At 35.7% G+C, this 14195-nt stretch carries 15 protein-coding genes; all 15 read left to right on the top strand.

What is annotated here, in order from left to right; genetic code table 11:
- Positions 1-27 precede the first annotated feature (27 nt).
- The 15 genes from smc (at position 28) to LD272_RS02300 (ending at position 14107) form a co-directional block, all read left to right on the top strand.
- The gene (gene smc / locus LD272_RS02370) at positions 28-3594 is read left to right on the top strand and encodes a chromosome segregation protein SMC (protein ID WP_226034974.1); all 3567 of its coding nucleotides are present in this window, start codon (positions 28-30) and stop codon (positions 3592-3594) included.
- A gap of 17 nt (positions 3595-3611) precedes the next feature.
- A complete protein-coding gene (gene ftsY, locus LD272_RS02365) occupies positions 3612-4607 on the top strand; it encodes a signal recognition particle-docking protein FtsY (RefSeq protein ID WP_226034973.1) in 996 nt (331 codons plus the stop codon).
- 145 nt (positions 4608-4752) lie between these two features.
- Complete coding sequence (locus LD272_RS02360; protein ID WP_226034972.1) at positions 4753-5079, top strand: putative DNA-binding protein; 327 nt, start codon at positions 4753-4755, stop codon at positions 5077-5079.
- Positions 5080-5092: 13 nt separating this feature from the next.
- Positions 5093-6445, top strand: coding sequence for a signal recognition particle protein (gene ffh / locus LD272_RS02355; protein WP_226034971.1), 1353 nt, complete (start codon positions 5093-5095; stop codon positions 6443-6445).
- 79 nt (positions 6446-6524) lie between these two features.
- The gene (gene rpsP / locus LD272_RS02350; RefSeq protein WP_226034970.1) at positions 6525-6797 is read left to right on the top strand and encodes a 30S ribosomal protein S16; all 273 of its coding nucleotides are present in this window, start codon (positions 6525-6527) and stop codon (positions 6795-6797) included.
- Between the two features lie 14 nt (positions 6798-6811).
- The gene (locus LD272_RS02345; RefSeq protein WP_226034969.1) at positions 6812-7039 is read left to right on the top strand and encodes a KH domain-containing protein; all 228 of its coding nucleotides are present in this window, start codon (positions 6812-6814) and stop codon (positions 7037-7039) included.
- A gap of 103 nt (positions 7040-7142) precedes the next feature.
- Positions 7143-7529 carry a YlqD family protein gene (locus LD272_RS02340; protein ID WP_226034968.1) on the top strand — a complete coding sequence of 129 codons (387 nt, stop codon included), beginning with the start codon at positions 7143-7145 and terminating at the stop codon, positions 7527-7529.
- A 12-nt stretch (positions 7530-7541) separates the two neighbouring features.
- Positions 7542-8060 carry a ribosome maturation factor RimM gene (gene rimM, locus LD272_RS02335; protein ID WP_226034967.1) on the top strand — a complete coding sequence of 173 codons (519 nt, stop codon included), beginning with the start codon at positions 7542-7544 and terminating at the stop codon, positions 8058-8060.
- Positions 8060-8791, top strand: a complete 732-nt coding sequence (trmD, locus tag LD272_RS02330) for a tRNA (guanosine(37)-N1)-methyltransferase TrmD (protein ID WP_226034966.1) — start codon at positions 8060-8062, stop codon at positions 8789-8791. The genes rimM and trmD overlap by 1 nt, the downstream gene beginning before the upstream one ends.
- 131 nt (positions 8792-8922) lie before the next feature.
- Complete coding sequence (gene rplS, locus LD272_RS02325) at positions 8923-9267, top strand: 50S ribosomal protein L19 (protein ID WP_226034965.1); 345 nt, start codon at positions 8923-8925, stop codon at positions 9265-9267.
- Between the two features lie 161 nt (positions 9268-9428).
- Complete coding sequence (gene lepB, locus LD272_RS02320; RefSeq protein WP_226034964.1) at positions 9429-9989, top strand: signal peptidase I; 561 nt, start codon at positions 9429-9431, stop codon at positions 9987-9989.
- Positions 9990-10003: 14 nt separating this feature from the next.
- The gene (gene ylqF, locus LD272_RS02315) at positions 10004-10852 is read left to right on the top strand and encodes a ribosome biogenesis GTPase YlqF (RefSeq protein WP_226034963.1); all 849 of its coding nucleotides are present in this window, start codon (positions 10004-10006) and stop codon (positions 10850-10852) included.
- A 371-nt stretch (positions 10853-11223) separates the two neighbouring features.
- Positions 11224-12000: a ribonuclease HII gene (rnhB, locus tag LD272_RS02310; RefSeq protein ID WP_226034962.1), complete on the top strand. Its 777-nt coding sequence runs from the start codon at positions 11224-11226 to the stop codon at positions 11998-12000.
- Positions 12001-12011: 11 nt separating this feature from the next.
- Complete coding sequence (locus LD272_RS02305; protein ID WP_226034961.1) at positions 12012-13841, top strand: Vir family protein; 1830 nt, start codon at positions 12012-12014, stop codon at positions 13839-13841.
- Positions 13838-14107: an EscU/YscU/HrcU family type III secretion system export apparatus switch protein gene (locus LD272_RS02300; RefSeq protein WP_226034960.1), complete on the top strand. Its 270-nt coding sequence runs from the start codon at positions 13838-13840 to the stop codon at positions 14105-14107. The genes LD272_RS02305 and LD272_RS02300 overlap by 4 nt, the downstream gene beginning before the upstream one ends.
- Positions 14108-14195: the final 88 nt, after the last annotated feature.

Here is a 14195-nt window from a genome sequence, read left to right as displayed (position 1 = left end):
AATGTACTTTAGTAGGAGAATAAAATTATGTTCCTTAAACGTTTAGATACGGTAGGTTTTAAATCATTTGCTGAACGCATTTCGGTTGATTTTGTTTCCGGTGTTACGGCTGTGGTCGGTCCTAATGGTAGCGGGAAAAGTAATATAACTGATGCAATAAGGTGGGTCCTTGGCGAGCAATCTGCGCGCTCTTTAAGAGGTTCAAAAATGGAAGATATTATTTTCCAAGGCAGTGATTCACGGAAGGCCTTAAATGTGGCTGAAGTCACCCTAACTCTAGATAATGCGGACCAAATGTTACCTGTAGATTATGAAGAAGTAAGTGTAACGAGACGAGTTTTTCGGTCTGGAGAAAGTGAATATCTAATAAATAAGCAAAGCTGTCGACTAAGAGATATTGTTGACTTGTTTTTGGACTCTGGACTTGGGAGAGAAGCTTTTTCTATTATAAGCCAGGGAAAAGTAGAAGAAATTTTAAGCTCGAAAGCTGAAGAGCGACGAACAATCTTCGAGGAAGCTGCAGGGGTATTAAAATATAAACAACGTAAGAAAAAAGCAGAATATAAACTTGCCGAAACACAAGAAAACTTAAACCGGATAGAAGATATTATTTATGAAATTGAAAATCAGTTGGATCCATTGAAGGAGCAAGCAGCTGTTGCTAACGATTATTTAGCAAAGAAAGATCAATTAAAAGAAAAAGAAATTTCTTTATTAATTGCGGAAATTGAAGAACTCCATTCCAAATGGAAAACAATGTTAGACGAAGTAGAAAAAGAAAAACGTAATGAAATAGAACTAAAGACGAAAATACAGGGAAAAGAAGCGAACTTGGAACAAGAACGCAGTCAAATTCAGGCTCTGGATGAGTCCATTGAAGAACTTCAAGAGACTTTACTTGTTCTCACCAAGGAACTCGAGAATTTAGATGGTAAGAAGAAATTAATAAATGAGCGATATAAGTATTTTGAATCGAATAAAGTGAAGTTACAAGAAGAAGGAAGCCAACTAGAAGAAAAGGTCTCAAAGCTTGATCTTGACCTTAAAAAAGAGCAACAGAAATTAGCTGACAATACATCAAACAGAGATTCAACTAAGGAACAGTCTCAACAGTTAAAAGAAAAGTTGGCTATGACAAAAGAAAATATCAAGGAGCAAATTGAGGAGCTTAAAAGTGAATACATTGAACGCTTAAATCAACAAGCTGCAAAGCGAAATGAAAGACAGTCAATTGAAAAACAAAACCAGCAGATAACTATAAAGAAAACTAACCAGCAGAATAAATTCAAAGGATTGCTGACAGAACGAGATGGACTTCTTGGCGAAATTGAACATCTTGAACAGGAACTAAATTCTAAAAAAACGGAACGGGAACAAACAGAGCAAGACCTAATTGATGCTAAAAACTACTTAGATACTGAGAAGGAAAAATATCAAGAGCTGCAAACTAAGTTGTATCAAGGTTATCAATATATTGAAAAGTTGAAGTCAAAAAAAGAAATGTTAGAAGATATGAAAGAGGATTTTCAAGGGTTCTTTCAGGGTGTAAAAGAAGTGTTGAAAGCAAGAGAAAATAATGTACTTACCCACATAGATGGAGCTGTGATTGAACTAATTAATGTACCAACTAAATACATTACCGGTATCGAGACGGCTCTTGGTGGACAAGCACAACACATTTCAGTAAAAGATGAGCCTGCTGCAAGAACTGCGATAAATTGGCTTAAAACGACAAATAAAGGTCGTGCAACTTTCTTACCACGAACAGCAATAAAACCAAAATACATCCCAAATGATCTCTTGAAAACAGTTGTCAATCAAAAAGGATTTATTGGTGTTGCTTCGGATTTGATTACATTCGATAATGATTATGAACGTGTAATTAAGAGCTTGTTAGGTAATGTTGTTATAGCAGAGACACTAAAAGACGCTAATGCGATTGCAGTGAAACTAAGTAGAAGGTACAGAGTAGTAACACTAGAAGGTGATGTTGTTAATCCAGGAGGTTCGATGTCTGGGGGAGCACAGAAGAAAACAAATCAATCTTTGTTTACCAGAGAAAAAGATCTTGAAGAAGTAACTAAAAAACTGACAGATTTTGAAAGTAAAGCTCTTGAATTTGAACAAAGAGTTAATAAACATAAACAAGCTATCGACGAAAAAGAGGAAAGTTTAGAGCAGTTAAGGGTTAATATCAGGCAAAAACAACAAGATGAACAATTAGCTAAATCAAAATTAACCGAGAAAGAAATGAATATTACACATTTAAATGAAAATTTACAGTTATTTGATCAAGATAAGGTTCAATTTGAACAAGACATAACAGGCTTAATGGAAAGAGATCAGCAGTTATCAAATCAACTAGAAGAGATTGAGAACAGTTTGGTTGATTTACAAGCAAATATCGATCAGCTTTCTAGACAACAGTCTGAATACCAACAAAATCATGATGATCTACAAAACAAATATCATCAATTACAAATTACATTGGCTGAACAAGAAACACTTGTTAAAAATCACCAAGAAAAGACTAGTCTTATTAAGGAATCATTAGACGAATCAAAAGAAGCACTTCTTGAAAATCAACAACAGCTTTCCGATATGTATGAATTTAAAAATAATGGTGAGTCAGAAGCAGAAATAGATGCGACGCTAAATGAAAAACAACAACAAAAAGATAATGTAGTTGAAACAATTCAATCAAGACGTCAAGAACGGTTGAAGCGAACACAAGCGGTTACAGATGATGAACGCGAATTAAAAGAACAAAACAGGTTACATCAATCACTTATACAGGCTGTACAAGATAAAGAAGTTAAATCCAATCGACTCGATGTTGAACTAGAAACCAGATTAAATCATTTGCAGAATGAATATACAATGACATTTGAAAAAGCACAAAAAGAATATCCAAAAGCATTGGATATTGAGGAAGCTAAACGGTCAGTTAAATTGATTAAACTCTCGATAGACGAACTTGGAACCGTGAATATTGGAGCAATTGAAGAGTACGAACGAATTGAGGAAAGATATCAGTTCCTTTCTGAACAAAAAGATGATCTTGTTCAAGCAAAAGAAACGCTGTACGGGGTTATTTCAGAAATGGACGATGAGATGAAGAGAAGATTCGAATCAACTTTTTATCAAATAAAAGAACAATTCGGTCAGGTTTTTGAACAGTTATTTGGAGGAGGCCATGCTGAGCTTAAGTTAACAGATCCAACTAACATTCTAGATACTGGAGTCGACATTATTGCTCAACCACCTGGGAAGAAATTACAGCACCTCGGATTACTATCAGGAGGTGAAAGAGCGTTAACTGCAATCGCACTATTATTTGCAATATTACGGATAAGACCAGTTCCTTTTTGTGTGTTGGACGAGGTTGAAGCAGCATTAGATGAGGCTAACGTTAATCGCTTCGCTCGTTATTTAAAACTATATAGTAAAGATACGCAATTTATAGTAATTACACATAGAAAAGGAACGATGGAAGAAGCTGACGTCCTATATGGAGTAACAATGCAGGAAGCTGGTGTATCACGTCTAGTATCAGTTAGGTTGGAAGACACCGCTGAACTTGTTCAGTCTTAGAAAGGAAGTATAACAAAATGAGTTTTTTAAAAAAATTAAAAGAAAAATTTAAGAGTGAAGAATCAGAGCAGGTATCAGATAAATATAAAGATGGTTTATCAAAAACTAGAAACTCCTTCTCTGGTAAAATTAATGACCTTGTTGCTAGATATCGTAAAGTCGATGAAGACTTTTTTGAGGATTTAGAGGAGATATTGATCTCAGCAGATGTAGGTGTTTCTACAGTCATGGATTTAATTGATGAACTGAAAATGGAAGTCAAACGCCAAAATATAAAAGATACAGCACAGGTAAAGGAAGTCATCTCGGAAAAACTAGTTGAAATATATCAAGGTGAAGATGATGATGTAGTAGAAGGTTTAAATATACAAGAGAATCAATTGTCTGTTATTTTATTTGTCGGTGTTAATGGTGTTGGTAAAACGACAACAATAGGCAAAATGGCAAATAAGCTAAAAGAAGAAGGAAAAAGTGTAGTTCTGGCTGCTGGTGATACATTTAGAGCAGGTGCGATAGAACAACTAGAAGTATGGGGCCAACGTGCAGATGTAGAAGTGATTAAACATAGCGAAGGAAGTGACCCGGCAGCTGTTATTTACGATGGAATTCAAGCAGCAAAATCACGTAAAGCAGATGTACTTCTTTGCGATACAGCAGGTAGATTACAAAATAAAGTTAACTTAATGAATGAATTAACAAAAGTAAAGCGAACAATTGAAAAAGAAATACCAGGGGCACCACATGAAGTTTTACTAGTTCTAGACGCTACCACAGGTCAAAATGCAATGAGTCAGGCAAAAACTTTCTCACAAGCTACAGACGTGTCCGGAATAGTGTTAACAAAGCTAGACGGTACAGCAAAAGGTGGTATTGTCCTTGCTATTCGAAATGAATTACAAATACCGGTTAAGTTTGTCGGTTTAGGAGAAAAGATTACAGATTTACAGCCTTTTGATGCGAATGCATTTGTATATGGTTTATTTGCTGATATGCTTGAGGACGATGTTCAGTAAAAGTGACGAGCTATAATCACTAGCTTCTTTAAGATATAAAAACTTTTTTTCAAGTACAATACAGAAATTCCCTTGACAGAATAAGGTTATTTCCTTTAATATCTTTATATGTAAAGGCATTTCACTTAACAAGGAGTGCTATAGTGTGTTAGAAAAAACAAACCATATTAATTCATTGTTTGATTTTTACCAAGATCTGTTAACTCCAAAGCAAAAAAATTATATGGAGTTGTATTATCTTGAAGATTATTCATTGGGAGAGATATCTGAATCCTTTGATGTTTCGAGACAAGCTGTTTATGATAATATCCGTAGAACAGAGACAATATTAGAAGCATATGAGGAGAAATTGCACTTATATGAAAAGTTTCAAGAACGAAAAAAATTATTAGAACAATTAGAAGAGAAATTAACTAATCAAGAATTGGAAGCTGTCAATCAGTTAGTTAAATCTCTAAAAGAATTAGATTAGGAGGGCACCTTCTATGGCATTTGAAGGCTTGGCCGACCGCCTGCAGAGTACGATACAAAAGATTAAAGGCAAAGGTAAAGTTTCCGAGCAAGATGTGAAAGAAATGACCCGTGAAGTTCGTCTTGCTTTACTTGAAGCAGATGTTAACTTTAAAGTTGTCAAAGACTTTGTGAAACGTGTAAAAGAGCGCTCGATTGGTCAAGAAGTAATGGAAAGTTTAACACCAGGCCAACAAGTAATTAAGGTAGTGAAAGAGGAACTTACAAGCTTAATGGGCGGTGAGCAAAGCAAGATTGCTGTTGCTGACAGGCCTCCTACTGTTATTATGATGGTTGGATTACAAGGTGCTGGTAAGACAACAACTACTGGTAAACTTGCTAATTTGTTAAGAAAGAAATTTAATAGAAATCCATTATTAGTTGCTGCTGACGTGTACCGTCCTGCTGCTATTAACCAATTACAAACACTAGGAAAACAATTGGATATGCCTGTTTTCTCCTTAGGTACTGAGGTTAGTCCTGTCGAAATTGCTAATAAGGCAATTGAACAGGCTAAAGAAAATCATAATGATTATGTCATAATCGACACAGCAGGTCGCTTGCATGTTGATACTGATTTAATGGATGAATTACAGCAAATTAAGTCTGATGTAAAACCAAACGAGATTTTTCTAGTCGTTGACGCCATGACTGGACAGGACGCTGTTAATGTAGCTGAAAGCTTTAATGAACAGTTAGATATATCCGGTGTTGTCCTTACTAAATTAGATGGTGATACTCGTGGTGGAGCGGCATTATCGATTAAGGCTGTGACAGATAAACCGATAAAGTTTGCTGGTATGGGTGAAAAATTAGATGAATTTGAGCCATTCCACCCGGAACGTATGGCTTCTCGTATTCTTGGTATGGGTGATGTCTTATCATTGATAGAAAAAGCCCAAGACAATGTAGATGAGAAGAAAGCGAAAGAATTAGAAGAAAAGATGCGCTCAGCATCTTTCACGTTTGATGACTTTTTGGATCAAATGGCCCAAGTTAAAAGTATGGGACCCATGGAGGATTTAATTGGTATGCTCCCAGGTGCCAATAAGATGAAGGGCTTAAAGAATGTCCAGTTTGATGAAAAACAGATTACACATGTTGAGGCTATTATCCAGTCAATGACAAAAAAAGAACGACAGGACCCTGGTTTAATGAATGCTAGTAGAAAGAAACGAATTGCCAAGGGATCCGGAAGAAGTGTTTCTGAAGTCAATCGCCTGCTGAAGCAGTTTGATGAAATGAAGAAAATGATGAAACAAATGACGAATCAGCAAAAAGGTAAAAAGGGTAAAAAAGGTAAAGGAATGAATTTTCCGTTCATGTAATGGAAAAACACTTTACAGACATTAAATCATCTGATACAATCTAAACTTGTGTAAAACAATTATTTGGAGGTGTAACAACATGGCAGTAAAAATTCGTCTAAGACGTATGGGATCTAAAAGAAATCCATTTTATCGTGTAGTAGTAGCTGATTCACGTGCTCCTCGTGATGGACGTTTGATTGAACAAATTGGCACATACAATCCGGTTACTAACCCGGTTGAAGTTAAGCTTGATGAAGCAAAAGCGCTTGACTGGATGGCTAAAGGTGCAAAACCAAGCGATACAGTACGTAACTTATTCTCAAATGAAGGCATCATGAAGAAATTCCACGACATGAAAAACCAAAAGTAAAGTAGTGTGATATCATGAAAGCCCTAATTGAAACAATAGTAACGCCATTAGTTGATTATCCAGAAGACATTGTTGTCGCTGTAAATGAAGAGGAACATAAGATTGTTTATCATTTAACAGTGAATGCAGATGATGTTGGTAAGGTGATTGGCAAAAATGGAAGAATTGCAAAAGCTGTTCGAACTGTTGTTTATGCGGCAGGATCGGATACAAAGAAACGTATTTATCTAGATATTATGTAAAAGACTTGATATTGAAAAAGGGAGAGGGAAACCTTTCCCTTTTTCAATAGATTGACAATACTCTTAAATTAATTGGCTGTTTATCAAGAGGGGCGGTAGTTGAATGAAAATAATCCGCAAAATTCCTGTCAAACAAATTATTACAGAAACAAGTAAAAGTAAACTAAAAAATCAATTCCTGAAGGATCAACAGCAGCTTGAACAAGAGTGTCAACAGCTTGTATTTGAACAAAAGAAACTGCAAAATAAAAAAGGGAATTCAAAACAAGAAGTATATAAAAGGTTCCAACAAGAAATAACAAGAAGAAAAGATAAAGTTACTTGGTTAACTTTTCAATTGGAGCAGTTGGAAATTTTACCCCTTGGAAGTCAAATAGTCGAAGATGAAGTTGAAGCTCTTGTTGAAGTTGAAGAAGGTACAAATTGGGAAGAACTAAACAAAGAGACAGCGATTATTATTAAGGATGGAATCGTAACTCAATTAAAATAGCGGGTGGACAAAATGGAAAATAATTTCTTTAATGTAGGAAAAATAGTCAATACACACGGAATTAAAGGTGAAGTAAAAGTAGTACGCATTACTGATTTCGACGAACGGTTTCAAAAGGGCAAACAGTTGTATTGGGTAGATAAAGATGGAAATAACCTTACACCTTTGACAGTTGCTGGACATCGAATACATAAAAATTTTGATTTACTTTACTTTGAGTCGTATAACTCAATTAATGATGTTGAACCTCTCAAAGAAGGAATGCTCAAAATAAATGAAGAAAGTTTAACAGATTTGGATGATGGAGAGTATTATTACCATGAGATCATTGGTTGTTCAGTTCAGACAACATCAGGAGAAGTACTTGGATCAGTTAAAGAGATTCTATCGCCTGGAGCGAATGATGTTTGGGTAGTTGAACGTCCAAAGCAAAAGGATTTACTTATTCCATATATTGCAGATGTAGTTAAACAAATCAATGTAGAGGAAAACCGAATAGTAATTGAACCATTGGAAGGACTGCTTGACTGATGAGAATAGACATTCTATCCCTTTTCCCAGAAATGTTTGAAGGTGTTTTTAGCTCTTCTATTCTTAAAAAGGCTCATGAACTTGGCGCGTTTGATTATAGATTCGTGAACTTTAGGGATTATACTGAAAATAAGCATAAAAAAGTAGATGATGCACCTTATGGGGGTGGTGCCGGTATGGTATTAACCCCTCAACCTATTTTTGATGCTGTGACAGATATAACTAAAGATAGTACAAAAAAGCCAAGGGTTGTCCTGATGTGTCCACAAGGTGAACCATATAACCAACAAAAAGCGGAAGAGTTAGCAAATGAAGAACATTTAGTCTTTATTTGTGGTCATTATGAAGGGTATGATGAACGAATTCGTGAGCACTTAGTTACAGATGAAATTTCGATTGGTGACTATGTGCTAACTGGTGGTGAATTGGGTGCGATGGTCGTAGTAGACAGTGTTGTCCGCTTACTTCCAGGTGTTCTCGGGAATGAAGCTTCTGCACCAGAGGATTCGTTCTCAAGTGGATTATTGGAACACCCACATTATACTCGTCCAGCTAATTTTCGTGGAATGGAAGTACCTGAAGTTTTAAAGTCAGGTAATCACGCAAAGATTGAAGAATGGCGAAAACTGCAATCTCTAAAAAGGACTTTCGAACGCCGAAAGGATCTACTTGATAGCTATCCACTTTCAGATAAAGAGAAAGACTGGTTAAAAAAATTATCTGAACATTAATTTTTTTGTTGTACTGATAGACCAAATATGTTATATTATTTGTTGTGCTTGAGTAGAATCTCAAGGGCATATAAACGATGTTCCGCTTTCGTATTTCGTTAAGAGCATTGGTTTGGAAGGAGTGTTACATGATGCAAAACATAATCGAAGAAGTAACCAAAGAACAGCTTCGCAGTGATCACCCTAATTTCCGTCCTGGTGATACGGTAAAGGTCCACGTTAAAGTTGTGGAAGGAAACCGTGAGCGTGTACAGGTATTCGAAGGCGTTGTAATTAAACGTCAAAACGGTGGAATTAGTGAAACTTTCACTGTACGTAAGATTTCTTATGGTGTAGGTGTTGAACGTACTTTTCCAGTACATTCTCCACGTCTAGATAAGATTGAAGTAAGCCGTCGTGGTAAAGTACGTCGTGCTAAACTTTACTATCTACGTGAACTACGTGGTAAAGCTGCTCGTATTAAAGAAATTCGTTAATTAGAAATGGAAAGGAGCTTGCACTGTCAAGCTCCTTTTTTCTAATACATAAATTAGAAAAAACTTAATGATTAACTTGTTAAATATCATCTCACATACGTATAAAAGTCAGTGGATTTTATAACAATAAATAGATTACCGTAAGTTGTGGGGGTAAAGGAATGGCCAAAAAAAAGAGTGAATGGATGGATTGGATCAAAGCACTAATTATTGCTGGTCTACTAGCCTTTATTGTGAGAACATTCCTTTTTGCACCTATTGTTGTCGATGGTCCATCTATGCTGCCATCCCTTGAAGATGGCGATCACATGATAGTAAATAAATTTTCCTATGTTTTAGGTGAGCCCGAACGATTTGATATTGTAGTATTCCATGCTACCGCAAATAAGGATTACATTAAACGTGTCATTGGTCTCCCAGGAGAGCATGTTGCCGTGGAAAATGATGCTTTGTATATCGATGGACAAAAAGTAGATGAAGGTTTTTTGAAGCTTGAAAAAAGTATGTTAGAGGCAAATCAAGTGTACACATATAACTTTTCTTTGGAAGACCTCCCTGGTGATTATAGTGAAATTCCGGCAAATCACGTACTAGTACTTGGTGATAACCGTGGTAATTCTACTGATAGCAGGCTATTGGGTCTAATACCGATTGACCAGTTGGTAGGTAACACGAAGCTCATTTATTGGCCACTAGATCGCATTCGAATACTAAACGATTAGGGGGACGTCAAGTTATGATAATACAATGGTTTCCCGGACATATGGCTAAAGCAAAAAAACAAGTGCAGGAGAAGCTAAAGCTTGTTGATTTTGTAATTGAATTGGTAGATGCTCGGGCTCCGGAATCATCTCAAAATCCAATGCTTGAGCAAGTGATTCAGGATAAACCCCGTATGTTAGTCTTAATGAAAAAGGATTTAGCCGATCCTAAACAAACAGCAAATTGGCTAAATCATTACAAAAATAACAACATACCCGCAATAGCTGTTGATGTACAGGAAAAGCAAGATATACAGGAAGTTATCGCGTTGGGTAAGGAAATGGGAAAAGAGAAACTAGAAAAGTTGAAGAAAAAAGGGATTAGGCCTAGACCTATTCGTGCAATGATTATAGGTATTCCTAATGTTGGAAAATCGACTTTAATTAATCGTCTAGCAAATAAAAAAATTGCTAAAACTGGTGATCGGCCTGGTATTACGACAAGCCAGCAATGGATCAAAGTTAAAAAAGATTTTGAATTGTTGGATACTCCAGGAATTCTGTGGCCAAAATTCGAAGATGAACTGGTTGGGTACAGATTAGCAGCTATTGGTACCATTAAAGATCAACTTTTGTCTTTGGAGGATATTGCAGCTTTTGTAATTAACTATTTACAAGAAAAATACCCAGAAATATTAGAATCAAGGTTCAAAGTAGCCGCTGATATGGAAGATATGGGTAAGATTTTTGATGAAATAGGAAGTTTAAGAGGTTGTTTAGAAAGTGGCGGAAAAATAAATTATGAAAAGACAGCTGATGTCGTTATTCGCGACTTAAGATCTGGACGACTTGGACGGTTAACATTAGAGGAACCAATTTCATGAACAAAAGCGAAAGTGCCTTCGAAATAAGAAATACACTTATTCTTTAAAGGTTATTCTAAGTTGCCTTCCTTTGTGCTCTCCTCCGACAAGCTCAGGGACCTCAGGCGAGGGGGCATTCGAAATAAGTAAATCGCTTATTTCCGGGTAGACGCTGAAGCTGGATGTGGCTAACTTAGTAATTAATTATCCAAAGAGCAGTCCATTTTATAAATTCCTAGACATAGAAAAAATAAGTAAAGGCATCTTTTAGAAGGTGCCTTTACTTATTTGTTGTACCATTTATGTTACTTTGTTTAGTAAATAATAAATTTACAGGTGACAATTTAAATTATTTATAAATTAACCGATATATAAGCAAATGGGGGAAAATGATGAATAATCAATTAACGATAGCTGAAATAACAGAGTTGATTTCTAGTGAAATGTTTACAAAAGTTGAACTTGAAAATTTAAAGTTAGATGAGCGCAAAGGAGTACAGAAGGTAATTAATAAATATGAAAAGAAACTACTATTAAAAGCTCAACAACAGGAAAACTTTAATCGCATGCTTGTTTTTGAAAACAGACAATACGATTTAGGGAATAGGACTGTCGCCGGTATCGATGAAGCTGGTAGAGGACCGCTTGCAGGCCCAGTGGTAGCTGCAGCTGTAATTCTAAAGAAAGATTTCTATCTACCTGGATTAAATGATTCGAAGCAGCTTAGTAAACAAATGCGTGAAAGTTTTTTTGCTATTATCAAAGAAGAAGCTATCTCCTATGGCGTGGGTGTAATTGACAATAACCAAATTGATGAAATAAATATTTACGAAGCAACGAAAAGAGCGATGAAATCCGCTATCCAACAACTAAATCCAATTCCGGATCATCTGTTAATAGATGCAGTACCGCTCGACAATTTGCCATGTACAAGTGAGTCAATTACTAAGGGAGATCAAAAAAGTATATCAATTGCTGCAGCAAGTGTACTTGCGAAAGTAACTAGAGATAAAATGATGGAAGAATTTCATACTAAGTATCCAATTTATAATTTTGCCTCTAACATGGGTTATGGCACAAAAGAGCACTTAAACGCCATTGATTTAAATGGAGTCTCTCCATATCATCGCAAATCCTTTGCCCCTGTTAGAGACGCTATAAGCGGGTAAGGAGGCCCTGTATGGTCGGTACAAACCAAATATCATCCGAACTAGTCACATCATTACATAAAGGAGCGCCACTTGCTGATAGGCAGTTGCAATTAAAGCCAGGCCAAATTCTTTCGGGTAAAGTTCTTGAACTATATCCAAATCAAAGAGCATCTATTTTGTTGGGTAATCAACAACTTACTGCACAGTTACAGGCACCTCTAAATCTTCATGAAAACTATTGGTTTCAGGTGCAATCTGTTGATAAACTACTCCGCCTAAAAGTAATTGCGGACAAAGCTACCAATAAGCGTACGCAAGGAATTGATGTCCTATTAAAGTCTATTGGACTTAAGAATAACAAAAATAATGCAGCGTTTTTAATGGAATTATTTGATGAAAAGATACCTTTTGATAAAGAAAATATAAAGGATGCAGTTCATTTACTAGAAAAACAATCGAATAAAAAGATGGCCCAATCAACCCTAATCGAAATGATAAAACATAAATTACCGATTACACAATCGGTATTTAATGCACTTTTAATGAAAAGTTCTACTAGTTTAACTGAACAAATTTCGACAGTACTTTCCGCCTTATCAAATGAGAATGACCTTACAAGCGCAGCATTGCAGCTACGACAACAATTGCAGTTGATCAACAATGAAAACACCAATCATAATATCATAGAGACAATTGCATCAAGCGCCGCAAAAGGAGAAACAAGCTTTTTTCAATTGCTAAAAGTTGCAGGTGAAATCCCTTCTTCAACTCAATTCGATCAATGGAAAGGCTCTTGGACAAATTGGACAAACAAGTCTGATTTCAAACCACCTTTTGGTGTCGATGAGTCTAAGCTTATTGATGCACTGCAGCAATTAAAAATGAAGCAATTGCATCTTTCCCAACCGGAACATTCTCAGTTGGTTAAGTTCATCAATCAATCTGAATTGGCGTTAAACGGGGCGGATAGTATGCAGGTTAATCGACTTAAAAACCTTTTCCTTTCAACAGCGAATTTGCAACGTATCTATTCCAAACTACCAAGTAGTTATCAGTCTTTACTAACCAAATGGTTAGATGAGCCAACCAAGAATAATTTACAACAAATGTTAACGCCACTTAAGCAATTAGTAGATAAACAGCTGAATTCAGAAATGGATAAAAATATGACCGAATTGTTAGTGAAGTCTGAACTGGGGCAGTTACAGGTAGCGAAAAATCCTAGAGACCATTTTATCACTCAATTAAAGCATTTTCTCTATTTTTCCGGATCACAATATGAAAATGATTTTTTAACTAGCTTAATGAACCAGAAAAATTTAAATGAGCAAAATTCCTTGAAATCGACTTTAATTCAAGTCATGCAAGAGGGTAATTTAAACAACACTAAGGCTATAGAGTCTCTGATCCATTTATTAAACGGCGTACAATTAACCTCTGTACAAGAAAACAATACAATGATGCTAGTAAACTTTCAACTACCAGGTGGTAGCTTTGGTTTAACAAAGGACTTACAGATAAGCTTTGAAAGTCAAAAGGATAAATCCAACCAAATTAACCCTGATTATTGTCACATTTTATTCTATTTACAGTTAGAGAAATTAGGAGATACAGTAATAGATATGCAAATCCAAAAGCGGATGGTGACGATAACTGTAGTGAATGATAAACCACAAGCGGAACAGATTTTATCTCAATTAAAACCCACTTTAAACGAAGGACTAAAACAACTAGATTACCAGCTATCTTCTGTTCAGTTTAGGAGTAATACTCCTGAAAAAAAAGCTATCGATACTAGTCCTAGCAACAATTATGATAAAGAACAACCCCTTTCAAGAGGAGTAGATTATAAAATATGAGTGAAACAAGAAAAAACAAAAAAGCTGCGGCATTAAGTTATGATATGAAAACAAATATGCCCCCAAAATTAACAGCGAGTGGAAAAGGCTATGTTGCTGAGAATATCTTGGATAAAGCGAAGAAGCATAATATTCCGATTCAAGAGGATCAAACGCTAGTTGAGCTACTTTCACAGATGAATATCAATGAAAATATACCAGAGGAACTCTATCAAGCTGTTGCGGAAGTATTTGCTTATATCTATCAAGTTGATAAAAAGCTATGATCTTCGATAGTGAATTTTCTATCATTTCAAAATAATAGAGGTAATTTGTGGACAATCTAACCCTTTTTTTAATACAATAAACATGCAG

This window comes from Aquibacillus saliphilus, assembly GCF_020404745.1.
Taxonomy (GTDB): Bacteria; Bacillota; Bacilli; order Bacillales; family Amphibacillaceae; genus Aquibacillus; species Aquibacillus saliphilus.
The sequence above is the reverse complement of the archived record's forward strand: the minus strand, read 5'-3'. Positions and strand labels throughout refer to the sequence as shown.

Bases quoted from the DNA above. Each gene is read 5' to 3' on its own strand.
- smc (WP_226034974.1), top strand. From the start codon at position 28: ATGTTCCTTAAACGTTTAGATACGGTAGGTTTTAAATCATTTGCTGAA.
- ftsY (WP_226034973.1), top strand. From the start codon at position 3,612: ATGAGTTTTTTAAAAAAATTAAAAGAAAAATTTAAGAGTGAAGAATCA.
- ffh (WP_226034971.1), top strand. From the start codon at position 5,093: ATGGCATTTGAAGGCTTGGCCGACCGCCTGCAGAGTACGATACAAAAG.
- rpsP (WP_226034970.1), top strand. From the start codon at position 6,525: ATGGCAGTAAAAATTCGTCTAAGACGTATGGGATCTAAAAGAAATCCA.
- LD272_RS02345 (WP_226034969.1), top strand. From the start codon at position 6,812: ATGAAAGCCCTAATTGAAACAATAGTAACGCCATTAGTTGATTATCCA.
- LD272_RS02340 (WP_226034968.1), top strand. From the start codon at position 7,143: ATGAAAATAATCCGCAAAATTCCTGTCAAACAAATTATTACAGAAACA.
- rimM (WP_226034967.1), top strand. From the start codon at position 7,542: ATGGAAAATAATTTCTTTAATGTAGGAAAAATAGTCAATACACACGGA.
- trmD (WP_226034966.1), top strand. From the start codon at position 8,060: ATGAGAATAGACATTCTATCCCTTTTCCCAGAAATGTTTGAAGGTGTT.
- rplS (WP_226034965.1), top strand. From the start codon at position 8,923: ATGCAAAACATAATCGAAGAAGTAACCAAAGAACAGCTTCGCAGTGAT.
- lepB (WP_226034964.1), top strand. From the start codon at position 9,429: ATGGCCAAAAAAAAGAGTGAATGGATGGATTGGATCAAAGCACTAATT.
- ylqF (WP_226034963.1), top strand. From the start codon at position 10,004: ATGATAATACAATGGTTTCCCGGACATATGGCTAAAGCAAAAAAACAA.
- rnhB (WP_226034962.1), top strand. From the start codon at position 11,224: ATGAATAATCAATTAACGATAGCTGAAATAACAGAGTTGATTTCTAGT.
- LD272_RS02305 (WP_226034961.1), top strand. From the start codon at position 12,012: ATGGTCGGTACAAACCAAATATCATCCGAACTAGTCACATCATTACAT.
- LD272_RS02300 (WP_226034960.1), top strand. From the start codon at position 13,838: ATGAGTGAAACAAGAAAAAACAAAAAAGCTGCGGCATTAAGTTATGAT.